The 26,136-nt window shown below is 37.1% G+C and carries 22 protein-coding genes; 12 read left to right on the top strand and 10 right to left on the bottom strand.

The window, feature by feature from the left end; genetic code table 11:
- Positions 1 to 2: 2 nt before the first annotated feature.
- The gene (locus tag ZPR_RS01400) at positions 3 to 3,143 is read left to right on the top strand and encodes an efflux RND transporter permease subunit (protein WP_013069805.1); all 3,141 of its coding nucleotides are present in this window, start codon (positions 3 to 5) and stop codon (positions 3,141 to 3,143) included.
- 7 nt (positions 3,144 to 3,150) lie between these two features.
- Positions 3,151 to 4,548 (top strand): efflux transporter outer membrane subunit, encoded by a 1,398-nt coding sequence (locus tag ZPR_RS01395; protein ID WP_013069804.1) that lies wholly within the window; start codon positions 3,151 to 3,153, stop codon positions 4,546 to 4,548.
- Positions 4,549 to 4,677: 129 nt separating this feature from the next.
- Here ZPR_RS01395 and ZPR_RS01390 read toward each other — a convergent pair whose 3' ends face one another.
- The gene (locus ZPR_RS01390; protein WP_013069803.1) at positions 4,678 to 5,874 is read right to left on the bottom strand and encodes an IS256 family transposase; all 1,197 of its coding nucleotides are present in this window, start codon (positions 5,872 to 5,874) and stop codon (positions 4,678 to 4,680) included.
- A 196-nt stretch (positions 5,875 to 6,070) separates the two neighbouring features.
- Between ZPR_RS01390 and ZPR_RS01385 the strand changes: the two genes are divergently transcribed.
- Both ZPR_RS01385 and trxA read left to right on the top strand, forming a co-directional pair.
- The gene (locus ZPR_RS01385) at positions 6,071 to 7,183 is read left to right on the top strand and encodes an adenylate/guanylate cyclase domain-containing protein (protein WP_013069802.1); all 1,113 of its coding nucleotides are present in this window, start codon (positions 6,071 to 6,073) and stop codon (positions 7,181 to 7,183) included.
- A gap of 143 nt (positions 7,184 to 7,326) precedes the next feature.
- The gene (trxA, locus tag ZPR_RS01380) at positions 7,327 to 7,623 is read left to right on the top strand and encodes a thioredoxin (RefSeq protein ID WP_013069800.1); all 297 of its coding nucleotides are present in this window, start codon (positions 7,327 to 7,329) and stop codon (positions 7,621 to 7,623) included.
- Here trxA and ZPR_RS01375 read toward each other — a convergent pair.
- The 3 genes from ZPR_RS01375 to ZPR_RS01365 are packed head-to-tail and all read right to left on the bottom strand — an operon-like array spanning position 7,620 to position 9,233.
- Positions 7,620 to 8,087 carry a YciI family protein gene (locus tag ZPR_RS01375; RefSeq protein ID WP_013069799.1) on the bottom strand — a complete coding sequence of 156 codons (468 nt, stop codon included), beginning with the start codon at positions 8,085 to 8,087 and terminating at the stop codon, positions 7,620 to 7,622. The genes trxA and ZPR_RS01375 overlap by 4 nt on opposite strands.
- 17 nt (positions 8,088 to 8,104) lie before the next feature.
- Positions 8,105 to 8,572, bottom strand: coding sequence for a CYTH domain-containing protein (locus tag ZPR_RS01370; RefSeq protein WP_013069798.1), 468 nt, complete (start codon positions 8,570 to 8,572; stop codon positions 8,105 to 8,107).
- The gene (locus ZPR_RS01365) at positions 8,559 to 9,233 is read right to left on the bottom strand and encodes an NAD(P)H-binding protein (RefSeq protein WP_013069797.1); all 675 of its coding nucleotides are present in this window, start codon (positions 9,231 to 9,233) and stop codon (positions 8,559 to 8,561) included. The genes ZPR_RS01370 and ZPR_RS01365 overlap by 14 nt, the downstream gene beginning before the upstream one ends.
- A gap of 96 nt (positions 9,234 to 9,329) precedes the next feature.
- On the opposite strand from ZPR_RS01365, the gene dinB reads away from it, so the two are divergent.
- Entirely contained in the window at positions 9,330 to 10,418 is a 1,089-nt protein-coding gene (gene dinB, locus ZPR_RS01360; RefSeq protein ID WP_041578508.1) for a DNA polymerase IV, read from the top strand.
- A 95-nt stretch (positions 10,419 to 10,513) separates the two neighbouring features.
- On the opposite strand, the gene pyk is transcribed toward dinB, so the two are convergent.
- The 5 genes from pyk to ZPR_RS01335 all read right to left on the bottom strand — a co-directional run bounded on the left by pyk (position 10,514) and on the right by ZPR_RS01335 (position 14,794).
- Complete coding sequence (gene pyk, locus ZPR_RS01355; RefSeq protein ID WP_013069795.1) at positions 10,514 to 11,944, bottom strand: pyruvate kinase; 1,431 nt, start codon at positions 11,942 to 11,944, stop codon at positions 10,514 to 10,516.
- The gene (locus tag ZPR_RS01350; RefSeq protein ID WP_013069794.1) at positions 11,944 to 12,432 is read right to left on the bottom strand and encodes an IPExxxVDY family protein; all 489 of its coding nucleotides are present in this window, start codon (positions 12,430 to 12,432) and stop codon (positions 11,944 to 11,946) included. The genes pyk and ZPR_RS01350 overlap by 1 nt, the downstream gene beginning before the upstream one ends.
- A gap of 117 nt (positions 12,433 to 12,549) precedes the next feature.
- On the bottom strand, positions 12,550 to 13,281 hold the full coding sequence (gene rnc, locus ZPR_RS01345; RefSeq protein ID WP_041578507.1) for a ribonuclease III: 732 nt from the start codon (positions 13,279 to 13,281) through the stop codon (positions 12,550 to 12,552).
- Positions 13,282 to 13,287: 6 nt separating this feature from the next.
- A complete protein-coding gene (gene fabF, locus ZPR_RS01340; RefSeq protein WP_041578505.1) occupies positions 13,288 to 14,541 on the bottom strand; it encodes a beta-ketoacyl-ACP synthase II in 1,254 nt (417 codons plus the stop codon).
- 16 nt (positions 14,542 to 14,557) lie between these two features.
- Entirely contained in the window at positions 14,558 to 14,794 is a 237-nt protein-coding gene (locus ZPR_RS01335) for an acyl carrier protein (RefSeq protein ID WP_013069791.1), read from the bottom strand.
- Positions 14,795 to 14,941: 147 nt separating this feature from the next.
- On the opposite strand from ZPR_RS01335, the gene purN reads away from it, so the two are divergent.
- From purN to ZPR_RS01315, 4 genes are all read left to right on the top strand, one after another.
- Positions 14,942 to 15,541, top strand: coding sequence for a phosphoribosylglycinamide formyltransferase (purN, locus tag ZPR_RS01330; protein WP_013069790.1), 600 nt, complete (start codon positions 14,942 to 14,944; stop codon positions 15,539 to 15,541).
- A 3-nt stretch (positions 15,542 to 15,544) separates the two neighbouring features.
- Complete coding sequence (gene rnhA, locus ZPR_RS01325; RefSeq protein WP_013069789.1) at positions 15,545 to 16,006, top strand: ribonuclease HI; 462 nt, start codon at positions 15,545 to 15,547, stop codon at positions 16,004 to 16,006.
- An 83-nt stretch (positions 16,007 to 16,089) separates the two neighbouring features.
- Positions 16,090 to 17,013 (top strand): PfkB family carbohydrate kinase, encoded by a 924-nt coding sequence (locus ZPR_RS01320; protein ID WP_041578504.1) that lies wholly within the window; start codon positions 16,090 to 16,092, stop codon positions 17,011 to 17,013.
- Positions 17,014 to 17,142: 129 nt separating this feature from the next.
- Complete coding sequence (locus ZPR_RS01315) at positions 17,143 to 19,041, top strand: amidophosphoribosyltransferase (protein ID WP_013069787.1); 1,899 nt, start codon at positions 17,143 to 17,145, stop codon at positions 19,039 to 19,041.
- A 263-nt stretch (positions 19,042 to 19,304) separates the two neighbouring features.
- Here the strand turns inward: ZPR_RS01315 and ZPR_RS01310 are convergent, their stop codons facing one another.
- Positions 19,305 to 19,913 (bottom strand): superoxide dismutase, encoded by a 609-nt coding sequence (locus ZPR_RS01310; protein ID WP_013069786.1) that lies wholly within the window; start codon positions 19,911 to 19,913, stop codon positions 19,305 to 19,307.
- Positions 19,914 to 20,165: 252 nt separating this feature from the next.
- Between ZPR_RS01310 and ZPR_RS01305 the strand changes: the two genes are divergently transcribed.
- From ZPR_RS01305 to ZPR_RS01295, 3 genes are all read left to right on the top strand, one after another.
- Positions 20,166 to 23,288, top strand: a complete 3,123-nt coding sequence (locus tag ZPR_RS01305) for a UvrD-helicase domain-containing protein (RefSeq protein WP_013069785.1) — start codon at positions 20,166 to 20,168, stop codon at positions 23,286 to 23,288.
- Positions 23,289 to 23,331: 43 nt separating this feature from the next.
- Positions 23,332 to 24,528, top strand: coding sequence for a glycine C-acetyltransferase (gene kbl / locus ZPR_RS01300; RefSeq protein ID WP_013069784.1), 1,197 nt, complete (start codon positions 23,332 to 23,334; stop codon positions 24,526 to 24,528).
- Between the two features lie 178 nt (positions 24,529 to 24,706).
- Entirely contained in the window at positions 24,707 to 26,119 is a 1,413-nt protein-coding gene (locus ZPR_RS01295) for an OmpA family protein (protein WP_013069783.1), read from the top strand.
- Positions 26,120 to 26,136: the final 17 nt, after the last annotated feature.

Here is a 26,136-nt window from a genome sequence, read left to right as displayed (position 1 = left end):
TTATGCTTAAAACATTTATAGAGAGACCCGTATTATCTACGGTAGTTTCTATCTTATTAGTTATACTTGGTGTATTGGGCTTAACAGCTTTACCAATTACCCAGTATCCCGATATTGCGCCCCCAACCATTACGGTTTCTACAAGTTATCCGGGGGCCAATGCTGAAACGATTTTGGAAAGTGTAATCGTTCCTATTGAAGAACAGATAAATGGTGTAGAGGGAATGACTTATCTTACCTCTACCGCTACCAATAACGGTACGGCTGAAATCACCGTTTTTTTCGATCAGGAAATAGATCCGGATATCGCAGCGGTAAACGTACAAAACCGGGTGGCCAGGGCCAACCCTTTACTCCCTGCCGAAGTTAAACAAACCGGGGTTACTACTCAAAAGCAACAGACCAGTGCCTTAATGTTCTTGTCTTTTTATAGTACTAATAAAGATTACGATGATACATTTATTCAGAATTACTTAAAAATAAATGTTATTCCTGAAATCCAAAGGGTAAATGGCGTTGGTAACGTAAACGTATTTGGGCAAAAGGATTACGCTATGCGAATCTGGTTGCAACCCGAAAAATTAACCGCCTATAATTTAGTCCCTTCAGATGTAATTGCAGCGCTTAATGAACAAAGTTTAGAGGCAGCTGCCGGTGCGCTTGGTGAAAATAACGGGGAAGCTTTTTCTTACACTATTAAGTACAGCGGACGTTTTAAAACAGAAAAGGAATACAAAAACATTATCATCAAGGCTTTAGGAGATAGTGAATATTTACGGTTAAAGGATGTTGCCGAAATAGAATTGGATGCACAATCCTATAACGGCGGTTCTATGACTAAAGGAAATCCTGCGGTGAATATGGCTATTTTTCAGACCAAAGGATCTAATGCACGTGATATTATTCAAACTATCAAAGTAAAATTAGAGGACATTGAAGCCAATCTTCCCGAAGGGATAGAAATTTATATTCCTTACGATACCAATAATTTCTTAAATGCTTCTATAGATAAAGTAGTACATACGCTGGTTGAAGCATTTATACTGGTTTTTATTGTGGTGTTTATTTTCCTTCAGGATTTTAGATCTACTTTAATTCCGGCAATTGCGGTTCCCGTTTCTATTATTGGTACTTTCTTTTTCTTAAACCTGTTTGGTTATTCCATTAACCTGCTTACCCTATTTGCCCTGGTACTGGCTATTGGTATTGTGGTAGATGATGCCATTGTAGTGGTAGAAGCAGTGCACGCAAAAATAGATGAAGGCGCCGATAATGCGAAAAATGCCACTCTAGATGCGATGCACGAAATTTCTGGAGCAATTGTTTCCATTACTTTAGTGATGGCAGCGGTATTTATTCCGGTAACATTTATCACAGGACCCACAGGTGTTTTCTACGAACAATTTGGGATTACGTTGATTGTTGCCATCTTTATTTCGGCAGTTAACGCATTGACTTTAAGTCCCGCATTGTGTGCATTATTTTTAAAAACCCACAACGAAAAAGAAGATAAAAAGAAAAACTTCCTGCAAAAATTTTATGCAGCGTTTAACCGTGGTTTTAATGCGACTATTAATCGCTATGGTAAATCACTTCAGTTTTTATACAAAAATAAATGGATTAGTGCGCTCATCCTTATCCTGGCAGTAGCAGGTATTTGGTGGACTTCTTCCACCACTCCTACCGGCTTTGTTCCTGATGAGGATAGAGGTTTGTTATTTGTAAATGTTGAATTACCCGCCGGGGCTTCTATTGATAGAACGTCTCAAGTGAATAATGAGCTTTATCAAAAAATAAAAGATATACCTGGTGTTGAAGGCGTATCTGTAATTAATGGACGAAGTTTAATTAGTGGTGCCGGTAGTAACTATGGTCTAGGCTTTGTAAAACTACAAGATTGGGAAGAACGTGATACCGATGAACTTTCGCTAAAAGCAATTACCGGAAAATTATTTGGTATTGCAGCCACCATTCCAGAGGCGAATATTATTTTCTTTGCCCCACCAAGTATTCCAGGTTTTGGGAACTCTGCCGGGTTTGAAGTGAATCTATTGGATCGCTCAGGTTCAAGTTTTGAAGAATTAGATGCGGCCAACCAGGAATTTATAGGAAAGCTGATGCAGCGCCCCGAAATTCAATATGCGCAGTCATCGTTCAATACAAAATATCCACAGTACGAAATTAATCTGAATGTACCTTTAGCCAAAGATAAAGGAGTTTCGGTAAGTGAGATTTTCTCGACCTTACAAGGCTATATTGGAGGAATTTATGCTGCCGATTTTTCAAGATTTGGTAAACAATACCGTGTATATGTACAGGCACTTCCGCAAGACAGGGCCACTAAAAGTGATTTAAATAGATTGTATGTTCGTACTGAAAGTGGCGAAATGTCTCCTATTACGCAGTTTGTAACTCTTAAAAGGGTTTATGGGCCGCAATCGGTAACCAGGTTCAACCTGTTTAATTCTACTAAGCTAACAGGAGCCACCAATCCCGGATTCAGTTCTGGTGATGCGATTACTGCGATAGAAGAAGTAGCTTCTACATTACCAGGTAACTACGGGACTGCTTATTCAGGATTAACAAGAGAGGAAGTAAATGCCGGTAACCAAACCACGACTATATTTTTACTTTCTATAGTGTTTGTTTATTTCTTATTGGCAGCACAATACGAAAGTTATTTATTACCGCTTTCGGTATTGCTTTCCTTACCATTAGGAGTATTTGGTGCTTATTTAACGACTAAACTTGCAGGACTTCAGAATGACATCTATTTCCAAATTGCATTAATTATGTTAATTGGTCTGCTTGCTAAAAACGCGATTTTAATTGTAGAGTTTGCCATCCAACGACGAAAACGTGGAGAAAGCATTGTAGATGCTGCTATAGATGGCGCCAAAGCCAGGTTACGACCAATTTTAATGACCTCTTTTGCTTTTATTCTAGGATTAATGCCATTGGTATTAGCAAGTGGTGTAGGTGCCGAAGGTAACCGTGCTATTGGTACCGGAGCAGCCGGAGGTTTATTAATTGGTACAATTACAGGAGTATTTGTAATCCCAATGTTGTTTATCCTTTTCCAATGGTTACAGGAAAAAATTGGTAAAAAGCCAGAGGCTGTTAACACTAATAACCAAGAATAAAATTGCTATGAAATTTTTAATAAAATTTAAATTTATCGGGCTATCGCTAGTCGTCTTAAGCTTACAATCTTGTTTTGTAGCTAAAGATTATGAACAGCCTGATATTATAGAAGAAGAAAACTTTAGAACCGACAGTATTCCGCAAGACAGCCTAACAATGGCCAATGTTTCTTGGCGAGATATGTTTACCGATCCTATTTTGCAAAATCATATTGAAGAAGGCCTTCAAAACAATATTGATATTCGAGTAGCGCTTCAGCAAATACTATATGCTGAAGCTTACTTGAAGCAAGGAAAAGCCGGTTATTTTCCTTCAATTACAGGAAATGCGTCGGTAACTCGCCAAGAGCTTTCATCAAATAGCCAGTTTGGAGGTTTCTTCTCTTCGTTAGATCAATATGAAATTAGTGCAGATCTTTCTTGGGAAGCCGATATTTGGGGAAAAATTAGAAGTCAAAAAAGAGCTTACGAAGCTTCTTATTTACAAAGCGTGGCCGCACACCAAGCGGTAAAAACTACGCTTATTTCTAACATTGCTTCTACGTATTATCAATTGCTTTCGTTAGACGAGCAACGTAAAGTCACCGAGAGAACAATTGAAAACCGAGAAAAAAGTTTAGAAACCAACAAAGCTTTAAAAGAAGCCGGAAACATTACTGAAGTTGGTGTAAAACAAACCGAAGCGCAGCTTTATACAGCCCAAGCTTTATTGGTAGATATTAATAATCAAATTCGATTATTAGAAAACACGATGTCTATTTTATTAGGTAAAGAACCACAAGACATTAACCGAAGTGTTTTAGCCGATCAAACAATTGAAACCGAATTAAAAACCGGAGTTCCTGCACAATTATTGAGAAACAGACCCGATGTAATTCAGGCAGAATATGGCTTGGTAAATGCTTTTGAAATGACCAATGTTGCCCGAGCTAATTTCTATCCTTCATTAACATTAACAGCAACAGGAGGTTTTCAATCTTTAGATTTGGGAGAGCTTATAGATACCAATTCATTATTTGCCACGATTGTAGGAGGTATTACGCAACCCATTTTTCAGCGTAGACAAATAAAAACGCAATACGAAGCTTCACAAGCGCAACAAGAACAAGCTAGACTTCAGTTTAGACAAGCTTTCTTAACGGCTACAAAAGAAGTGGCCGATGCTTTATATAATTATGAAGCGGCAAGCGATAAAATTGAAATAAAAGAAAAAGAATATAGTGCTTATGAAACCGCAACTAATTATTCGCAAGAATTGTTAGATAATGGTTTAGCCAATTATTTAGAAGTTTTAACGGCAAGAGAAAATGCGTTAAACTCTAGATTAGACTTGATCAACGCTAAGTATTCACAATTAAATTCGATGGTGAATTTATACCAGGCACTTGGGGGAGGATGGCAATAGTTTGAATCTTGTTATTTGTTAATTGTTGGAAATAGCCCCGGATTTAAAAAAATTCGGGGCTGTTTTATCGCATTATTTCGACACTATCCCGCAAAGTGTGTAAAGTTAAAATAACAGGGGTTGGACTTTTTAAAGTCTGACCCTTTTTTCATAGATCGTAAGGAACTGATTTAAGATAATGCCCCAGTTCCTGATAGGCATTGACCACTTCTTAGTGGCTTCCCTTGTAGCCAAATATACTGATTTCATCACTGCCTCATCTGTCGGGAAAGACAGTTTGTTTTTAGTATACTTCCTGATTTTCCCATTGAGGTTCTCGATAAGGTTCGTGGTATAAATGATTTTTCTTATTTCCAGGGGAAACTCAAAGAATATCGTGAGGTCTTCCCAGTTGTCCCTCCAACTTTTAATAGCATAAGAATATTTACTTTCCCATAGCTTTGCAAAATCATCCAGGGCAGCTTTAGCAGCTTGCTGGTTAGGTGCATTGTAGATATGCTTCATATCTGCTGTAAAGGCTTTTTTGTCCTTCCATACCACATACCTGCAAGCGTTACGTATTTGATGCACCACACAGATTTGGGTTTTGGACTCAGGGAATACGTTCCTGATAGTATCGGTAAACCCGTTTAGATTGTCGGTAGCCGTGATAAGGATATCTTCAGTTCCCCTGGATTTTATATCGGTAAGGACACTCATCCAAAAGGCTGCAGATTCATTTTTGCCCAACCAAAGTCCCAAAACTTCTTTCTTTCCATCTCTGCGAAGTCCTACTGCTATGTATATGGTCTTGTTAATCACCTTGGAGTTCTCCCGTACTTTGAATACGATCCCATCCATCCAAACAATAAGATATACGGGTTCTAAAGGACGGTTCTGCCAGGCCACAATATCTTCGGTAACCTTTTCGGTAATCCTTGAGATGGTGGATGTGGAAACCTCAAAATTATAAACTTCCCTGATCTGTTCTTCGATATCGCTATTGCTCATTCCTTTGGCATACAGCGATACAATAACATTTTCAATCCCATCGACCATATTGCCACGTTTGGGGACAATCATCGGATTAAAAGAAGCATCCCGATCTCTGGGGACCTGGATCTGGGATTCCCCAAAAGAGGTGCAAACCCTTTTTTGACCAAAACCATTTCGGGTGTTGGGATTGTCGGATTTCTGGCTTTTATCATAGCCTAGATGGCCATCCAATTCGCCTTCCAGCATTTTCTCAATGCCACGTTTCTGCAGTTGTTTTAAAAAGCCATTGAGCTCATCTCCACTTTTGAACTGCTTTAAAAATTCATCGCTAAATAAATCTTCTTTTTTCATACTGTGTAAAATTTAAAATTAGACAAAAAAAATAACAGGGGTCGCGACCCCTGTTATTTTTCTATTTACACAGTTTATGAGATAGTCCTATTATTTCGCTTATAATTAAAATCAATGCGTCTAAAAGTTATACTTTTGTTTATCCAATTTTTTTCATCGATCATCACAAACTTTTCGAACAAAAACTCTAAAGCTTATGGGAAAATATTACGCTGTAAATTTCTATAGCTTTTCTAACCAATATCCGTTTGTAACCAAGATCATTAAACAGATCATCTTCTGGATCTTTGCTTATGGATTATTGTTTTTAATTATACATTTCACCGCATTGTCTGTGTTACAGGCCATGGGAAGACCTACAGATATTTCTATTTCTGGCGTGCTTACCCTGTTTCTTAGCCTTGGTGCATTGTTGGGTTTAGCTTTAGGGATCATCGACCATTTTCTTAAAAATTATATGTTTAGAAATCGCTCGTTAGGTTTTAATATTCTGGTGGGTGGTGTACTCTATTTTACGGTGCTCACGTCGATAATTTTTCTATTACGATATATTGTTATAGAATTTATTAGCGGTACGTTTTTAAATCAATATACCGAGCATATCATTAGGATGAATTGGGAGTATTATAACGTAATCATCTTAAGTTATACGCTATTTATGACCTTGGTGCTGAGTTTTATTAATCAGATGACCAATAAATTTGGGCCAGGTCTTATCTTACCTTTTTTACTTGGTAAGTTCCGTTATCCAGCTGAAGAGAATAGATTATTTATGTTTTTGGATCTTAAGGATTCGACACAACTAGCCGAAAAGCTTGGGCATTTGCGATATAGTGCTTTTATCCAGGAAAGCTTTATGGACATTAATCAAATGGTAAAAAAATATAATGCCCAGATCTATCAATACGTAGGTGACGAAATTGTAGTAAGCTGGCCACTTAGATGCTTTGATTCTTCTTTAGCGATCGAATTTTTCTACGCCGTACATAAACGATTTCAGCATAAAAAAGAGCATTATTTAAGGGCCTACGATCACGTTCCTGTTTTTAAAGCCGGTGCCCATCAAGGCTTGGTTACTGCAGTAGAAGTTGGTGATATTAAACGTGAAATTGCTTATCATGGAGATACTTTAAATGTGGCTTCAAGGATAGAGGGATTATGCAAAACCTATGATAAATTGATCCTTATCTCTGGCAAGGTAAACGAGAATCCTAAAATTGGCGAAAACTTCATTGTTAAACCTTTAGGGCCACAAAAACTGGAAGGAAGAGAAATGAGTGTAGATGTTTTTTGTGTTGCTGAAAAATAAGCCGAACACTTAACAGGATTGCATTTTAATTTTCTTCTGAATTTCCTAAATTTACGTAAAGCTGAAGCATTAAAATTGTAAAAAAATATTGCGGTATTTTATGAAATTTCAGCAATGATAAACCACCACGTAAAACAAATAATATGAGCACTTTTGGAGATATCATCGCAGACGAAAATCCTGTTTTAATCGATTTTTATGCCGATTGGTGCGGTCCATGCAAAACTTTAGCGCCAATTCTAAAAGAAGTAAAGACCGAACTTGGTGAAAATATCAAGATCATTAAAATCGATGTAGATAAAAATCAGCAACTTGCGGCAAAATACCAGGTAAGGGGTGTCCCAACCATGATGCTGTTTAAAAATGGAGCTCAACTTTGGCGCCAATCTGGTGTTATACAAAAGCAGGATATTATCAATATTATTAAATCTAAGGCTTAATTTAATTTATTGCCTTTTGCCGTCCACCAGGGATGAACTTCTATAGTTAATCGTCCCGCTTTTACCATAGGATCCAAGTTGGCTAAACTGTCGGCTTCTTTTAGTGTTCTGGTATTATAAACGGCAATTCCTTTTATATCGCTGCTATCTTCAAATGGGCCAATTAAACTGGCATAACCCTCATTACCCATTCGTTCTAAATGCGCCATATGCTGCTGTTGTAATTTTGCTAAACTAAGCGAATCCTGATCCCGATTTGGCCCAGTTTTCAAAAAAACCATATAATATTGTTGCATTAAGTAAGTGGTGTCGCCTTCTTTATAAGTAAAGCTTTTAAAACCATCTTCCTGTAAATGTTTTGACATTTCTTCTGCAGAAATCTTATCTTCCTTTTCCTCTTTATCTTCTTCAGCAGAAGTTGATTTATCTGTATGACATGAAATAAAAATGAGGCTCAAAATCATCAAAAATCGAAAACATTTTACCATGATTTATACGGATTTTTACTCAGTTGGGAATTGTAATATTTTGGATCTCCGGTAACTTCCTGCCCTAGCCATTTCGGTTTTTCAAAATTTTCAGTTTCAGATGCTAACTCAACTTCAGCAACGATCAAGCCTTCGTTTTCACCATAAAACTCATCTACTTCAAAAATATGACTGGCAGATTTCACTAAAAACCGGGCTTTATCGATCATTCCAGGCTCGCAAAGTTTTAAAAGTGCTTCAGCTTCCGTTTTATCGATTTCTTTTTCCCATTCAAAACGGCTTAATCCTGCTTCATTATTTTTTCCTTTTACGGTAAGGAAGGCAGTTTCATCCTTAATTCTTATACGAACGGTACGCAGTGGATCTGTATTTAAAAAACCTTGTGTAATGCGGTTCTTTTGATAAAATTCTGCTTTAAAATCTTCATTTTTAACTAAAAACTTCCTTTCAATTTCTACCATCGTATTTTGCTGCGAGTTCGTTTATTTTATTTGATTTTATTATGGAATCTGAATACCAAAAGTTTGCGACATGCATCATCGCTTTGGCAATATTCTCACATCTAACAGATCGATATTTTTTTAGATTCCCTACAAGCATAAAATTAAATAATTTAAAAGCATGCGTGGCGACTTTCTCAAAAATACGTTTCTCTTCTCGATCTCCCACTATTAATGCCGGCCTGAAAATATAAATATTCGGGATATTTGCAACCATGACATCCTGCTCCATTTCCCCTTTGATTCGATTGTAAAAAATACGACTATTGGCATCGGCTCCCATAGCCGAGATCACCACGAAACATTCTGCACCATTTTTTGCTGCCAGCTTTGCAGCAGTGACCGGGATTCCATAATCGATCTTTTTATATTTCTCTTTATCGGGCGTCTTAGCTTTTGTAGTGCCTATACAACAAAATACATCATGAGCTTTAAAAGCTTCTTTATGACTTTCTAACTTCAACACATCGATAAGGTGCTCTTCCAACTTTGCATGTACTTTTCCTAATTTACTTCTGGAAAATAAAGATACTTTAGTATAATTTTCATTTTTTAAAAGTTCTTCTACCAAATGTCGTCCTGTTAGTCCGGTCGCTCCCAAAACAATGGCCGTCTTCTCCATAATGCAAGTTTAGATCGTCTTATTAAATATAATCAAATTAGCTGACTGTACTTTCAGGTTGCATGCTTTTAGCATTAAATTTGCAGTATCGTGACAATGCGCAAGATAATTCATATCGACATGGATGCGTTTTACGCTTCAGTAGAACAGCTGGATAACCCCGAATTACGCGGTAAGCCTATTGCTGTGGGTGGCAGCTCCCAACGCGGAGTGGTAAGTGCTGCCAGTTATGAAGCTAGAAAATTTGGAGTTAGAAGCGCAATGAGCAGCGTCATTGCTAAAAGAAATTGTCCTGATATAATTTTTGTGAAAGCACGTTTTGATCGCTATCGCGAAATTTCACAACAAATCAGAAGCATCTTTTTTGAGTATACAGATTTGGTAGAGCCCCTTTCATTAGACGAAGCGTATCTGGATGTTACCGAAAATAAAAAAGGGAATCCCAGCGCTACGATGATTGCCAGGGAAATTCGTGAAAAAATAAAGCAAAAAACAGGTCTAAATGCTTCTGCAGGGATTTCTGTAAATAAGTTTATTGCAAAAGTTGCCAGTGATATAAATAAGCCTAACGGACAAAAAACCGTAAACCCTGAAGAAGTTCTGGATTTTCTAGAGCAGCTGGAAATCAGGAAATTTTATGGTGTTGGGAAAGTTACCGCTGAAAAAATGTACCGCCTGGGAATTTTTACGGGGAAAGATCTGAAATCGAAATCTGAAGCATATCTTGCAGATCACTTTGGTAAACACGGACCATATTATTATAATGTCGTTAGAGGAATACATGAAAGTGAAGTAAAACCAAACCGAATGCGAAAATCCCTTGGTGCCGAGCGCACTTTTAGTGAAAATATTTCTTCGGAAATTTTTATGCTTGAAAAACTTACCAATATTGCCGAAGAAATAGAGCGTCGTCTACAAAAAAGCAAAGTTGCCGGCAAAACAGTAACCTTAAAAATAAAGTATAGTGATTTCACGCTACAAACCCGTAGTAAAACTATTTCTTATTTTATCTCCAGCAAAGAGTTGATTCTGGAGATGGCTAAAGAATTACTCTATCAAGAGAAAATGAAAGACTCAGTACGCCTCCTGGGAATATCACTATCCAATTTAAATACCGATAGCCCTTCTGTAAAAACCAAGGAGGAAAAGAAAGAAGTTGCCGTACAACTTAAATTCGATTTTTAGAGCCTAATCTTCAATAGCCATTCTTGATATACACGCATAAAAAAACCCCGAATCGAAAATCCGGGGTTAGTTCTTTTATAAAAATTGTTTGGGCATTACTCTATTTCAGAAACTCTAAGCGTGTTTACCATTCCTTTAGAAGAGATTGGCATGGCTGCAAGATTAATAGTAAAATCGCCTTGCGTTACAAAACCACCAGATTTTGCAATATTATTAATATCATCAATAGTTTCGTCTGTAGTGCTATACTTATCGTAATAAAAAGCCTTCACACCCCAAAGTAAACTTAGACGGTTAAGGATTCTTTTATTATGAGTAAATACTAAAATATGACTTTCTGGACGCCATGCTGAAATCTGAAAAGCAGTATACCCACTATTGGTTAAAGTACAAATTGCTTTTGCTTTAATTTCATTGGCCATATGCGCGGCATGAAAACAAACAGATTTAGTAATATATCTTTTAGTGCGAACATGTGGCGGATCGTGTGGAACTTTAATTAATGGTGAATTCTCCACACTTCTTAAAATAGAAGCCATTTTTTGGATCACCTGTACAGGATATTGCCCCACTGAAGTTTCCCCACTAAGCATTACCGCATCTGCACCATCCATAACCGAGTTTGCAACATCGTTTACTTCTGCTCTGGTTGGGGTTAAACTGGTAATCATTGTTTCCATCATTTGGGTAGCAATAATTACCGGAATACGGGCTTTCTTAGCAACCAGAACTAATTTTTTCTGAATTAACGGTACTTCCTGAGCCGGAATTTCAACTCCCAAATCTCCACGAGCTACCATTAAACCATCACAATAAGCTACAATCTTTTCGATATTCTCTACACCTTCAGGTTTCTCGATTTTAGCAATAATCGGAATTTTATAATCTGTATGCTCCTTAATTAAATCCTGAAGTTCTATAATATCTTTCTCATGTCTCACGAAAGATAAAGCAATCCAATCCACCTCTAATTTACAGGCAAATTCGGCATCCTTTACATCTTTTTCTGTAAGTGCAGGTAAAGAAATATTAGTGTTAGGAAGGTTTACCCCTTTTTTAGATTTTAAAGGCCCGCCCTGGATAACTTTGGCTACAACTTCGTTCTCTCTATTTGTGCTAACAACCTCAAAAATCAATTTACCGTCGTCTAACAGAATTCGCTCCCCTTCATTTACATCTCTGGGAAAAGCATCGTAATTCATATAAACTCGCTCTTTAGAACCTTCAAAACGCTCTCCTGTTGCAAAAACAATTTCGTCACCTTGTGCAACAACCACATCTTCCTTCATGGTTCCTACACGCAACTTAGGCCCTTGTAAATCGGCTAAAATTGCGGCGGTAAAACCTTCTTCCTCATTAAGATCCCTTATCATCTGTACACGCTCTCTAACATCCTCATAATTAGCGTGAGAAAAATTAATTCTGAAAACATTTACTCCTGCCTGGAGCATTTCTTTTAAGGTGTCTTTGGAACTTGTTGCCGGTCCTAAAGTGGCAACTATTTTTGTCTTCTTATTTGTTGGCATTATTCAAATATTAGATTTTGTTTGGATTTTAATTGATCTACATGGATCTTGTACGCAGCCTGTACCTGGGGAATACGACCAATAAGATTCACCAACTGATGAACCTGCTGATCTTCTATATTTTCTTCTATTTTCAAAAAAAAATCGACTTTTTTATATTGAGGAATTAAATTAACCTCTAAAGGCCTCACCTCCTCTTCCAAAAACAGAGATCCAGCATTTAATATTTTTCTGGCTTTACCTTTAAATTTGTTACTAACAAGATAATAATCTCTATAATTCGCAAGGTCTTTGTACGTAAATAAAGCATACATTGCCTGGACATCTTTATGATTAAAATCGACATCAAAACGACTTCGCATCAATTTTAAATTCAAAAAACGGTTTAGCAGAAAAGCCATTTTATAAGGCTCTAAATTTGCGTAAATCGCAATTAATTTAAAGTCAACTTCTTCAACCTCATCCAGCAACATTTTATGTGCTTGCATGCTAAATCCACTTTATCGATAAAGATAAAATATCGATGACAAAAATAAAGATTTAAATTGATTAATTTTTCATGTTTTTTCACGAAATCGTTATAGCTATAGAGAATATGGCAAAAATTAATTCATTTTATTTTGAAGTGCATAATACGCCCTTTTTGAAGCTTTCTCCTCGGCTTTCTTTTTAGAGGTCGCCCTTGCTTTGGCAATCACCTTTTTATCAATCCACAATTTAACAGCAAAATGCTTAAGCTCGTCCCTACCCGTATCTTCGTAAACCTGATAATTAAATTCTTTTTTTTGTTTTTGGCACCACTCTATTAAAAGACTTTTGTAGCTTATTACACGACCTTCTAAGGTCTCAATATCAACATAAGGTTCGATAACCCGGTTATAAATAAACCGGTTACAGTACTTATATCCTCTATCAAGATAGATGGCCCCTACAAGTGCTTCAAAGATATTTCCGTGAATATTTACACCAAACTGGTCGTTGGGAATATTAGATTTCACAAATCTAATAAGGTTTAGATCTTTACCCAATTCGTTAAGATGCTTTCTACTTACAATTTTAGAACGCATTTTGGTAAGATATCCCTCGTCACCCTCTGGTACTTCCTGATAAAGATGTGAGGCTATTACAGAGCCCAACATAGCATCCCCTAAAAATTCCAGACGTTCATAGTTTATAGGATTCCCTGATGGATCCTTCACATTTAATGACCTATGGGTAAAAGCCCTCTCGTAAACCGAAAGGTCTTTAGGTCGAAAACCTAATAATTTGTGCAGTGTATTAAAAAAATTCCCGCCTTTTGAAGAACGGGAATTTAATATGTTGCGAATAACACTCATTAAGAGTTACTCAGTTAATTTTTTAAATGCTACGCAGGCATTGTGCCCGCCAAACCCAAAAGTATTACTCATAACGATATTCATTTCTCGTTTCTGAGCTTTATTAAGGGTTAAGTTTAACGAAGGATCAATATTTTCATCAACATTTTCGTGATTAATGGTCGGCGGCACAATACCATGTTGCATGGCCATTACACTCGCTATTCCTTCAATCGCACCAGCAGCACCAAGAAGGTGACCTGTCATCGATTTTGTTGAGTTGATATTAATATTCTTCGCGTGATCTCCAAAAACTTTCGTAATCGCCTTTAGTTCGGCCACATCTCCCAGAGGAGTAGATGTTCCATGCGTGTTTATCGCATCTACATCTTCAGGCTTAATTCCGGCATTTCTTAGACAGTTTTCCATCACTCTAACAACACCGTTTCCATCTGGATGCGGAGCCGTCATGTGATAAGCGTCTGAAGAAAGACCTCCACCAATTACTTCAGCATAAATTTTAGCGCCTCTTGCTTTAGCGTGCTCATATTCTTCTAATATAAGCGCACCGGCACCTTCACCTAGTACGAAGCCATCACGAGTAGCATCAAAAGGTCTTGATGCAGTCTCTGGACTTTCATTTCTGGTAGAAAGGGCATGCATAGCGTTAAATCCTCCCATTCCTGCAATAGTTACAGCGGCTTCTGATCCTCCTGAAACTATCACATCGCTATATCCTAAACGGATATTATTTAATGCGTCTATCATTGCATTGGCTGAAGAAGCACAAGCTGACACCGTAGTGTAGTTAGCTCCCATAAAACCATGCTTAATAGAGATATTACCTGGGGCAATATCAGCAATCATTTTAGGAATAAAGAAAGGATTAAATCTTGGAGTACCATCTCCCGCCGCAAAGTTAAGCACTTCGTTTTGGAAGGTTTCCAATCCACCAATCCCAGCACCCCAGATTACACCAACGCGATATTTATCTACCGCGTCTAAGTCTATTCCAGAATCTGCGATAGCTTCATCTGAAGCTACCATGGCATATTGGGTAAATTTATCCAGTTTTCTCGCTTCTTTACGATCGAAGTGATCTAACGGATTAAAATCTTTGAGTTCACAAGCGAATTTTGTTTTGAACTTTTCGGGGTCGAAATGCGTAATAGGGCCACTACCACTTTTACCATTTACCAAGCCGTCCCAATATTCGCTAATATTGTTACCGATTGGGGTAAGGGCACCCAAGCCCGTTATTACAACTCGCTTTAACTCCATATGGTTCTTTTAATTTTTATTTTTTCGCGTCTTCAATATAAGAAATTGCTTGACCAACTGTTGCGATATTTTCAGCCTGGTCGTCTGGAATTTGAATATCGAATTCTTTTTCGAATTCCATGATTAATTCCACAGTATCTAATGAATCAGCACCTAAGTCGTTGGTGAAGCTTGCTTCATTAACAACTTCGTTCTCATCAACACCTAATTTGTCAACGATAATCGCTTTTACTCTTGATGCAATGTCAGACATAATATTTTATTTTAATTTTGATTAGGTGGCAAAAATAAAAAACTTTATTTTAAAACCGATTTTTACTTTAAAAATGTGAAGGTAATTTACATATTTTTCGATGAAAGAGGTTAACTTTATCTCCTAATAATTGTTAACAGCCTTGTTTTGAGTGATCAACCAAAAAATAATAACGTAAGAAAAATCGTCATATTTGCTTCGGGATCAGGATCAAATACTGAAAATATTATACGCTATTTCGAAAATTCTGAAAATATTAAGGTAGTAGCGGTCTTCTCGAACAAAAGAAACGCCAGAGTTTTGCGTCGCGCTTACGATTTAGATGTACAGGCATTACATTTTGATAGAGATTCCTTTTATCATTCTAATGATGTACTTCATGTATTAAAAGATATCGATCCAGATCTTATTATTTTAGCTGGATTTTTATGGATGGTTCCTAAAAATATAATTGAAAATTTCCCAAACCGTATTATTAATGTGCATCCTGCTTTATTACCTAATTATGGTGGCAAAGGGATGTATGGTATGCGGGTACACGAAGCCATCATTACTAATAAAGAGAAAGAAAGTGGTATCACGATTCATTTTGTTAATGAACATTATGATGAAGGTGAGCACATCTTCCAGGCTAAGACTATCATAGAAGAACATGACTCTCCAGAAAGTTTAGCTTCAAAAATTCATGAATTAGAGCATCATCATTTTCCTATGGTGATCGAACAATTATTAAAAAAAGACTCCTAAGCATTGCAGGAACAGGTTCGAATTTATACTGATGGCGCTGCCCGTGGCAATCCAGGGCCAGGTGGTTATGGCATCGTAATGGAATGGGTTGGCAAATCCTACAAAAAAGAATTTGCACAGGGCTTTAAGCACACCACTAACAATCGCATGGAACTTTTAGCGGTGATCGAAGCGCTAAAAAAACTTAAAAAGCCTAATCTTAACATTAGAGTGTTTACCGACTCGAAATACGTTGTAGATGCAGTAGAAAAAAAATGGGTTTTTGGCTGGGAGAAAAAAAACTTCAAAGATCGTAAGAATGCAGATCTCTGGAAAGACTTCTTAAAAGAGTACAGGAAACATCAAATTGTATTTACCTGGATTAAAGGACATAACAACCACCCTCAAAACGAAAGATGTGATGCGCTGGCCGTTAAAGCCTCCAAAGAAAAAGAATTATTAGAAGATACAGGCTTTAAAAATTAACCGTCCTCATCGTCTAATTTAACTTTTGGTTTACAGCTTGAAAAACAAACCGTATATTTGCAGCATAATTTTTGAATGCAATTATGAGCAAACTAGTTATTGTAGGAACTGTAGCCTTTGATGCTATCGAAACTCCTTTTGGAAAAACCGATAAAATTCTTGGTGGTGCAGGAACTTACATTGGCCTCTCGGCCGCAAACTTTAATGTAGATAGTGCAATAGTCTCTGTAGTTGGCGGTGACTTCCCTCAAAAATATCTGGATCTTCTTTCTTCAAAAAACATCAATATAGACGGTATCGAAATTGTTGAAAATGGAAAGACATTTTTTTGGAGCGGCAGATATCATAACGATTTAAATTCCAGAGACACCTTAGACACGCAACTTAATGTGCTTGCAGATTTTAACCCGGTAGTTCCTGAAGTCTATAAAGACGCTGAATATGTGATGCTTGGAAACTTGCATCCTTTAGTACAACTAAGTGTACTGGATCAGGTAAAAAATCCAAAACTTGTGGTATTAGACACCATGAACTTTTGGATGGACAATACCCTGGAAGATTTGAAAAAGGTAATCGCTAAAGTAGATGTTATTACTATTAATGATGAAGAAGCTAGACAACTTTCCGGAGAATATTCATTAGTAAAAGCTGCCCGTGAGATTGAAAAAATGGGACCAGAATATGTGGTTATTAAGAAAGGAGAGCACGGTGCCTTACTTTTCCATAAAGAAAAAGTATTCTTTGCTCCTGCTTTACCTTTAGAAGAAGTTTTTGATCCAACCGGAGCAGGAGATACATTTGCTGGTGGTTTTATTGGTTATTTAGCTCACACAGATGATATTTCTTTCGAAAATTTAAAAAATGCGATAATTTATGGTTCAAATCTCGCTTCGTTTTGCGTAGAGAAATTTGGAACCGAGCGCATGAAAAACCTGTCGAAGGAAGATATAAATATGCGGCTGGAAGAATTTAAAAAACTCACACAGTTCAAAATAGCACTAAAATAAAGAAACACGCCCTGTAATTTCAGGGCTTTTTTGTTACTAAGATAAAAGTAAGGATATCGCTTAGTATATATTAATATTTTAATCTCGGTTATCGAGTAAACAAATCCCACAAGGAGCAACAATACAACTATGAGTGACGCCATTAAACACGAGTGTGGAATTGCACAGGTTAGACTGTTAAAACCACTTGAATATTACAAAGAAAAATACGGTACCGCTTTTTACGGCGTAAATAAAATGTACCTGCTAATGGAAAAACAGCACAACCGCGGGCAGGATGGTGCTGGTTTTGCAAGTATAAAACTTAATGTACAACCTGGCGAGCGTTATATAAGCAGGATTCGTTCTAACCAATCGCAGCCAATTCAGGATATTTTTGAGCAGATAAATCAGCGTATTAATGACGAGATGAAAGAGCATCCTGAATATGCCGATGATGTTGCGCTTCAAAAAAGAAAGATCCCTTATTTAGGAGAACTTTTTCTGGGGCACGTTCGTTATGGTACTTTTGGGAAAAACAGTATTGAAAGTGTTCATCCTTTCTTAAGGCAAAACAACTGGATGCACCGTAACCTTATTGTTGCGGGAAACTTTAATATGACCAATGTAAACCAGCTTTTTAACAACCTGGTAGAACTTGGGCAACATCCAAAAGAAAAGGCAGATACGGTGACCATAATGGAAAAAATTGGTCATTTCTTAGATTCTGAAGTTAGAAAGTTATACAAAAAACTAAAGAAAGAAGGCTATACCAAACAACAGGCCTCTCCCCATATTGCAGAACAGCTTAACGTTGCCAAAATCCTTAAAAAGTCTTCTAAGGACTGGGACGGCGGTTATGCGATGGCCGGACTTATGGGACATGGCGATTCTTTCGTACTTCGCGATCCTTCAGGAATTCGCCCCTGCTATTATTACAAAGATGACGAGGTAGTTGTCGTAGCTTCAGAACGCCCCGTAATACAAACTGTCTTCAATTTAAATTTTGAAGACATTAAAGAATTAGATCCTGGCCATGCCATTATTACCAAAAAGAACGGTAATGTTTCGATCACCAAAATCATTGAACCTTTAGAGCGAAAAGCATGCTCTTTTGAGCGTATTTATTTCTCTAGGGGAAGTGATGCTGAAATTTACAAAGAACGAAAAATGTTAGGGAGATTATTAATGCCTGAGGTTCTTAAGGCCATTAACTATGACACCATAAATACGGTATTTTCTTTTATACCGAACACCGCCGAAACTTCTTTCTACGGAATGGTAGAAGCCGCCCAGGACGAATTAAGCCGGCAAAAGAACGAAGCGATTTTAGCGGAAAAAGACACCTTAACTGATGAACGTTTACAGGAAATCCTGGCTCACCGTCTAAGAACAGAAAAGATTGCAATAAAAGACGTAAAACTACGAACTTTTATTACAGAGGACAGCAGCCGTGATGATCTTGTAGCCCATGTATATGACGTGACTTATGGTGTGATCAAAAAAGAAGATAACCTGGTAATTATAGATGATAGTATTGTAAGAGGTACAACCCTCAAGAAAAGTATCATCAAAATGATGGATCGTCTTAATCCAAAACAAATTGTGGTGGTTTCTTCGGCTCCGCAAATTCGCTATCCCGATTGCTACGGAATTGATATGGCACGCCTGGAAGATCTTGTTGCTTTTAGGGCAGCTTTAGAATTACTAAAAGACGACAACAATTACAAACTGGTTGAAGAGGTTTATGAAAAATGTAAACAACAGGTAAACCTAAAAGATAAAGACGTACAAAATTTTGTAAAAGAGATTTACGAACCATTTACAGACGAGCAGATTTCAGCAAAGATATCAGAGCTTTTAAGTGAGCCAACTGTAGAGGCCAGTGTAAAAGTGATTTATCAATCGGTAGATAATTTGCATAAAGCCTGCCCTAAAAACCTTGGGGACTGGTATTTTACCGGAGACTATCCAACCCCTGGTGGTAACCGAGTTGTAAACAGGGCATATATTAACTTTTTTGAAGGAAATAAAGACAGAGCATATTAAAAGTGTGTATTTCAACTATTTTTATAAGTCTTTCATCTAAAAGTTTTTAAACGAACAGACATTATATCTATATTAGTCTTGCCATAAAATTTAAGTAGGTTAAGTTCATGGTAGATTTGGGGCAAAAAAGGTGGATAACAATCCACCTTTTTTATTTTTCTATACTTTCTTAAATTTCGAAATTATTCCTTCAAAACTATAAAAATCAAAAAAGGCCGTTCTTACGAACAGCCCCTTTCGAACTTTAACAATTAATTACTTAACTATTTTTCTTTTGCATAGCGACTTGCTACTTCTTTCCAATCAATCACATTAAAGAATGCATCGATGTAAGCCGGACGCTTATTCTGATAGTTTAGGTAGTAAGCATGCTCCCAAACATCTAATCCTAATATCGGAGTCCCGCCACACCCTACTTCAGGCATCAATGGATTATCCTGATTTGGCGTAGAGCAGATTTCTAATTTTCCACCATCGTGAACACATAACCATGCCCAACCCGATCCAAACTGGCCGGCTGCAGCATTAGAAAATTCTTCTTTAAAAGCATCAAAAGAACCAAAAGCAGTATCAATAGCCTCTGCTAATTCACCTTCTGGCTTCCCTCCTCCGTCTGGAGACATCACTTCCCAAAATAAGGAGTGATTATAAAAACCACCACCGTTATTTCGAACAGCGCTATTAGATAAGTCTAGATTTTTAAGGATATTCTCGATAGTTTTACCTTCAAGATCAGTCCCTTCGATTGCATTATTCAATTTTGTAGTATATCCAGCATGATGTTTATCATGGTGAATTTCCATTGTTTTTGCATCTATATGTGGCTCTAACGCATCGAATGCGTATTTAAGCTCTGGTAACGCAAATGCCATAGTCTTATATTTTTTTAGCGATTAGTAATAAATTCACTCAAATTTAAGTATTAACCCGTGCAATGGAAACATTTAAATGTTATAATATACTTAAAAGCTTATGCTTTTATAAAATCAATTTTACCTTACCTTTAAATCGCATTTTTTTACTCAATAATAGAGATTAAATGCCCAGAGGCTTGCCTCAAAATAAAAAGATATTTTTCTAATACATACCTCATGGGCTTGCTCTAAGGTAATTTACTCACAATTTTGGCTAATAACTTCACTATATACAACGCTTCGGCAGGATCAGGGAAAACCTTTACCCTGGTAAAATCTTATTTAAGCTTACTTTTTAAATCGGGGAAAACCGATACTTATAAAAATATCCTAGCGATTACCTTTACAAATAAGGCGGTTCACGAGATGAAAACGCGTATTGTAGAAAGTCTTTATGCATTTACAAAAAAGCCCGTTCCAGAAAGTTCTAAAGCGCTCTTAGAGGCTGTAGCTAAAGAAACAGCTCATTCCAAGGAAGAAATTCAGGAAAAATCAGTAGCGATTTTAAAGAATATTATCCATAATTATGCAGCTTTCGAAGTTTCTACGATCGATGGCTTCACACATCGTGTATTGCGCACTTTTGCTAAAGACCTTGGATTACCCGTAAATTTTGAAGTTGAGCTGGATACCGATAAGATCCTGAATGAAGCAGTAGACCGATTAATAAACCGTACTGGAAAAGACGAAAAACTCACCAAAGTGCTGGTCGATTTTTCCCTAAGCAAAGCCGACGATGATAAAAGTTGGGATATTGGTAGAGATCTGCTGGAAATTGCCAAGCTTCTCGTAAATGAAAACAATCAATTTTATCTACAACAATTGCAGCCAAAAACCCTGCAAGATTTTGAAACCTTCAGAAAAAAACTAAAACAACAAATCACAAATAATCAGGCAGAAATTGCACAAAAAGCAGATCAATTTTTTGAGTTGATTACTAATAGCGGCATTGATGCTACAGATTTTAGCGGACAATATCTACCTAAGCATTTTTTAAAGCTTAGAGCCAACGAATCTCCAAACTTCAGCTCTAAGTGGGTAGAAAAAATGGAAAATGAAGGCATTTTACCCCTCAAAAAAGGTAAAATGGCACTTGGCGAGGCTATTCAGCCTCAAATTCTGGATTTATTCATTCACACAAAAAAACTATTTTTTAGCTTAGAATTTTATACTGAAATTGGTAAACGCCTCACGCAACTTTCTTTATTAAACGCCTTAAATCGGGAAATTCAGCAAATAAAAGAAGAACGTCAAATTTTACTGATTTCAGAATTTAACCCCATGATTAGCGCGCAGGTTAAAGACCAACCGGCACCTTTTATTTACGAGCGGTTGGGCGAGCGCTATCAGAATTATTTTATAGACGAATTTCAGGATACCTCGCAAATGCAATGGGAAAACTTAATCCCACTTATCGACAATAAACTCTCTATGGAATCTTTACCTAACGAAACCTCCAGTTTGATGCTGGTAGGTGACGCCAAACAATCGATTTATCGATGGCGTGGCGGTAAAGCTGAACAGTTTATTGATTTAAGTAACGAGGGCAATCCTTTTCAGATCCAGAAACAGGTCTATAATTTGCCCGATAATTATAGAAGTGCTGCTGAAATTGTAAATTTCAATAACCGCTTTTTTGGGTATGCGGCCGACTTTCTTGGTCATCCTCAATACAGCAATTTATTTAAACAAAGTGCCCAAAATCCTAAAAAATCTGGTTCGGGCTATGTAAATATCAGTTTTATTGAAGCTGAAAATCGTGAGGAAGAACAGGAGGTTTATCCTGAAAAAGTAATCGAAATCATAAACAATCTCGATACTAAAGGTTTTAAACGAGCCGACATTTGTATTCTTACCAGAAGAAAATCTGAAGGCGTGGCTATTGCATCCACCTTAAATGAAAAGGAAATCGATGTGGTTTCATCTGAAACCTTATTGATTTCAAGATCACCTGAAGTTCACTTTATATGCAACCTTTTAAAGTTCTCGATCACTCCTGAAAATAACGAGCTTAAATTATCCATTTTCGCTTTTATTCAGGAATATTTATTATCACTTAAAGATCCACATGCGGTAATTTCAGAAAAAATAAAAGAGAACGGTAACAACTTTTTTACTTGGTTACAGGAATTTGAATTCGATTTTAATCTGGATTTTTTAAATGAATATTCGGTTTACGAAAGCTGCGAATACATAATTAGAAGTTTTGGTCTGGTAAAAGATTCTAACGCCTACATTCAGTTTTTCCTGGATTTCGTTTACGAAACCACACAAAAAGATACCGAAGGGATTCAGGGATTTTTAGAAATCTGGGAGCAGGAAAACGATAAGCTCAGTATTATAGCTCCACAACAGGAAAACGCGGTGACCATCATGACCATCCATAAAGCAAAGGGTCTGGAATTCCCTATCGTGATCTATCCTTTTGCGAATTCCGACTTTAAAGACACCCGTAAAGACTCGCTTTGGGTACCCAACGATGAACATCTAAACGATATTCCCGTAAGCTATATTAACGCTTCCTCTAAAATGGAAAATTGGGGCGAAATTCCCGATGCTTTGTACACACAATTACTTTTTCAAAATGAATTGGATACACTTAACGTGTTATATGTAGCCTGTACACGTCCGGTAAAACAGCTCTATATCTTATCGAAACTCGATCTGGATAGAAATGGCAACGAAAGTGCATCAAAAACTTCAGGCCTACTCATCGGTTATCTAAAACAGAATAAGCTTTGGAAAGATGAGCAAAAAAGTTACGAATTTGGAGAAATGGAACCGCCAACTTCCAAAGAGATAGAAAACCTGGGGATCACCCTGCAACATTTTTATTCTTCAGCCACACAAAACCATGCTGTAAATATCGTCACGCGATCAGGTAGCTTATGGGATACCAAACAACAGGAAGCTATCGAAAAAGGGGAAATCATCCATGATCTATTGGCAGAAATTAATACCGAAAAAGATCTAAAACCGGTATTAAAAAATGCGATCGCTAACGGAATTATTGCTGAAGAAGTTTCTGAGACCATTGAAAATATACTGAATAGTATCATTACCCATCCAGAGCTGGAAGTTTATTTTTCTGAAACCGTAAAAAATGATAACGAAAGAGAGATTATTACTAAAAGTGGCGAACGATTACGCCCAGACCGATTAAACTTTAAAGAGCATTTGGTAAGCATCATCGATTATAAAACTGGGGCGTTTGATACAAAACATGAACGCCAGATCAATAACTATGGCGAAACGCTTTCCAATATGGGATACCAAATCGATAAAAAAATCCTCGTTTATACAAACAAAGCGATTTCCCTTCGGTTTGTATAAAAGAGATACTTAATTTTGAAAAAACAAAAATCACCTAACTATTATGTACGGATCTATTAAAGAACACCTTCAAAAAGAAATAGAAGAAATAAAAGACAACGGATTGTTTAAAAGAGAACGTATTATCACGAGCCCGCAAGACGCTGTCATTAAAATCAATACCGGGCAGGAAGTGATTAACTTTTGCGCCAATAATTACCTGGGACTTTCTTCTCATCCCGAGGTTATCCAGGCCGCTAAAGACACGATGGATACGCATGGGTTTGGAATGTCCAGCGTCCGTTTTATTTGTGGCACGCAGGATATCCATAAAGAATTAGAACAAAAAATTGCCGATTTCTATGGAACTGAAGATACTATTCTTTACGCCGCTTGTTTTGACGCAAATGGTGGAATTTTCGAGCCCTTGCTAACTAAGGAAGATGCTATTATCTCTGATTCCTTAAATCACGCTTCGATTATAGACGGAGTTCGCCTCTGCAAAGCTGCACGTTATCGTTATCAAAACGGAGACATGGCAGATCTTGAAGCGCAACTTAAAGCTGCCAATGAAAACGGTGCCCGTTTTAAACTGATCGTAACTGATGGTGTGTTCTCTATGGATGGACTTGTAGCTCCTTTAGATGAAATTTGTGATCTGGCCGATAAATATGATGCCCTAGTAATGATCGACGAATGCCATGCTACAGGATTTATCGGAGAAAAAGGAATAGGTACCTTAGAAGAAAAAGATGTACTAAGCCGCGTAGACATCATTACAGGAACATTAGGTAAAGCACTTGGCGGTGCTATGGGCGGTTATACTACAGCAAAAAAAGAGATTATAGAACTATTAAGACAACGCTCTCGCCCTTATCTATTTTCAAACTCTTTGGCACCATCTATCGTTGGAGCTTCTTTAAAAGTTTTTGAAATGTTAGAAAAAGATGACAGTCTGAGAAATAAACTTAAAGAAAACACTAAATATTTTAAACAAGGTATTAAAGATGCCGGTTTTGATATTATTGACGGTGATGCTGCTATTGTTCCGGTAATGCTCTATGATGCAAAACTATCACAGGATATGGCCGACAAACTTTTGGAAGAAGGTATTTATGTAATAGGTTTCTTTTATCCCGTAGTTCCCAAGGAAAAAGCACGAATTAGAGTGCAGTTATCTGCTGCGCATAAAAAGGAACACCTGGATCAAGCTATTAAGGCTTTTACCAAAATCGGAAAGGAATTGGGGGTTATTGATTAACTTATCTTTATGAATTATAAAACAAATTCTTAATAAACCTGTAAAACTATAACAAATTTTCAAAATGAACTTGTCATAATTCGAACATTATTAAGAAAACTTTATTATCGCAAACTTTGGAACTGTGGGAACACCGACTAATTTTGTACCAATTAACACTTAAAATTAAACTATTGATATGAAACATCTTTCTAGATTAATTGTATTATCGATGATCGTGTTGGGTATAAGTTCTGCTAGTGCGCAGGACGAAAACAACCCATGGGCGCTAAGCATCGGTACAAATGCCGTGGATTTTTATCCTACTAATAATGGTGCTCCATTAAGTAATGGTTTTTTTGATGAATATTTTAATGCGGGTGACCACTGGAACATATTACCTTCTGTTTCTCAACTTACTGTTGGTAGATATATTGGTGCCGGGTTAGTTGCAGAAATCGACGGTTCTATTAACCAAATTAGTGATTTTGGGGACAGAGCTGTAGATGATCTTTCTTACTATTCCGTAGATGGTTCGATTAACTACTCTTTAAGAGCAATGCTTAACGATGGATGGTTTGATCCTGTTGTGGGTATTGGTGGTGGTTACACCTGGATTGGTAATCAGGATGCTGATGACCTTGAAAACTTAGACGCTCCTACCTTAAATGGTAGCTTAGGGATCAATTTCTGGTTTACAGATAATTTAGCAATTTTTGTAGAGTCTAAATATAAGCATGCTTTTGAACCTGAAATGGGACAACATTTCCAACATAGTGCAGGTCTTAAATTTATGTTTGGTGGAACTGATACTGATGGTGATGGAATCTACGATAAAAACGATGAATGTCCTGAAACGCCAGGTCTTCCAGAATTTAATGGATGTCCTGACTCAGATGGTGATGGAATCCAGGATTCTATGGACGATTGTCCTAATGAAGCAGGTTTAGCTGAATTTAACGGATGTCCTGATACTGATGGTGATGGTGTTCCAGACCCTGAAGATGACTGTCCTGAAACTCCAGGTTTAGCTGAACTAAACGGATGTCCTGATGCCGATGGTGATGGAATCCCTGATAACGAAGACGAATGTCCTGAAGAAGCAGGTCCTGAAGAAAATAACGGATGTCCTTACGAAGATACAGATGGTGACGGCGTAATAGATCCTGAAGATGATTGTCCTGAGGTTGCCGGTACTGTGGCAAATAACGGTTGTCCAGAGCCTACTGTAGAGGTTATTAATGAACTAAACGAATACTCGAATACCGTACTTTTCGATTTCAATAAAGCTACAATTAGATCTGAGTCTGAAAAAGCTTTAAATTCTATCATTGAGATTATGGAAGAATATCCAAACACTGTATTCCATATTGGTGGACACACAGATAGCGTTGGTAGTGATGAGTACAACCTTAAATTATCTAAGGAAAGAGCTGCATCGGTAAGACAATTTCTTGTAGATGGAGGAATTCCCGCTAACAGATTAACATCTGAAGGTTACGGAGAATCTAGACCTATCGCAACAAACAGTACTGAAGCTGGTAGACAAGAAAACAGAAGAGTTGAAATCTCTTTGGATAAAGATAAAGAAATGAAAGATTCAAACATGTAATCTTAAGAATCATAATA

This window comes from Zunongwangia profunda SM-A87 (assembly GCF_000023465.1).
Taxonomy (GTDB): Bacteria; Bacteroidota; Bacteroidia; order Flavobacteriales; family Flavobacteriaceae; genus Zunongwangia; species Zunongwangia profunda.
The sequence above is the reverse complement of the archived record's forward strand: the minus strand, read 5'-3'. Positions and strand labels throughout refer to the sequence as shown.

Excerpts from the sequence above, each read along its gene's own strand:
- ZPR_RS01315 (WP_013069787.1), top strand. The coding sequence starts at position 17,143 with ATGAGTGACGCCATTAAACACGAGTGTGGAATTGCACAGGTTAGACTG.
- ZPR_RS01400 (WP_013069805.1), top strand. The coding sequence starts at position 3 with ATGCTTAAAACATTTATAGAGAGACCCGTATTATCTACGGTAGTTTCT.
- kbl (WP_013069784.1), top strand. The coding sequence starts at position 23,332 with ATGTACGGATCTATTAAAGAACACCTTCAAAAAGAAATAGAAGAAATA.
- ZPR_RS01350 (WP_013069794.1), bottom strand. The coding sequence starts at position 12,432 with ATGCAAGCACATAAAATGTTGCTGGATGAGGTTGAAGAAGTTGACTTT.
- ZPR_RS01375 (WP_013069799.1), bottom strand. The coding sequence starts at position 8,087 with ATGATTTTGAGCCTCATTTTTATTTCATGTCATACAGATAAATCAACT.
- ZPR_RS01385 (WP_013069802.1), top strand. The coding sequence starts at position 6,071 with ATGGGAAAATATTACGCTGTAAATTTCTATAGCTTTTCTAACCAATAT.
- rnc (WP_041578507.1), bottom strand. The coding sequence starts at position 13,281 with ATGAGTGTTATTCGCAACATATTAAATTCCCGTTCTTCAAAAGGCGGG.
- trxA (WP_013069800.1), top strand. The coding sequence starts at position 7,327 with ATGAGCACTTTTGGAGATATCATCGCAGACGAAAATCCTGTTTTAATC.
- ZPR_RS01295 (WP_013069783.1), top strand. The coding sequence starts at position 24,707 with ATGAAACATCTTTCTAGATTAATTGTATTATCGATGATCGTGTTGGGT.
- ZPR_RS01370 (WP_013069798.1), bottom strand. The coding sequence starts at position 8,572 with ATGGTAGAAATTGAAAGGAAGTTTTTAGTTAAAAATGAAGATTTTAAA.
- ZPR_RS01335 (WP_013069791.1), bottom strand. The coding sequence starts at position 14,794 with ATGTCTGACATTGCATCAAGAGTAAAAGCGATTATCGTTGACAAATTA.
- ZPR_RS01365 (WP_013069797.1), bottom strand. The coding sequence starts at position 9,233 with ATGGAGAAGACGGCCATTGTTTTGGGAGCGACCGGACTAACAGGACGA.
- ZPR_RS01320 (WP_041578504.1), top strand. The coding sequence starts at position 16,090 with ATGAGCAAACTAGTTATTGTAGGAACTGTAGCCTTTGATGCTATCGAA.
- fabF (WP_041578505.1), bottom strand. The coding sequence starts at position 14,541 with ATGGAGTTAAAGCGAGTTGTAATAACGGGCTTGGGTGCCCTTACCCCA.
- pyk (WP_013069795.1), bottom strand. The coding sequence starts at position 11,944 with ATGCCAACAAATAAGAAGACAAAAATAGTTGCCACTTTAGGACCGGCA.
- ZPR_RS01310 (WP_013069786.1), bottom strand. The coding sequence starts at position 19,913 with ATGGCATTTGCGTTACCAGAGCTTAAATACGCATTCGATGCGTTAGAG.
- ZPR_RS01390 (WP_013069803.1), bottom strand. The coding sequence starts at position 5,874 with ATGAAAAAAGAAGATTTATTTAGCGATGAATTTTTAAAGCAGTTCAAA.
- ZPR_RS01395 (WP_013069804.1), top strand. The coding sequence starts at position 3,151 with ATGAAATTTTTAATAAAATTTAAATTTATCGGGCTATCGCTAGTCGTC.
- dinB (WP_041578508.1), top strand. The coding sequence starts at position 9,330 with ATGCGCAAGATAATTCATATCGACATGGATGCGTTTTACGCTTCAGTA.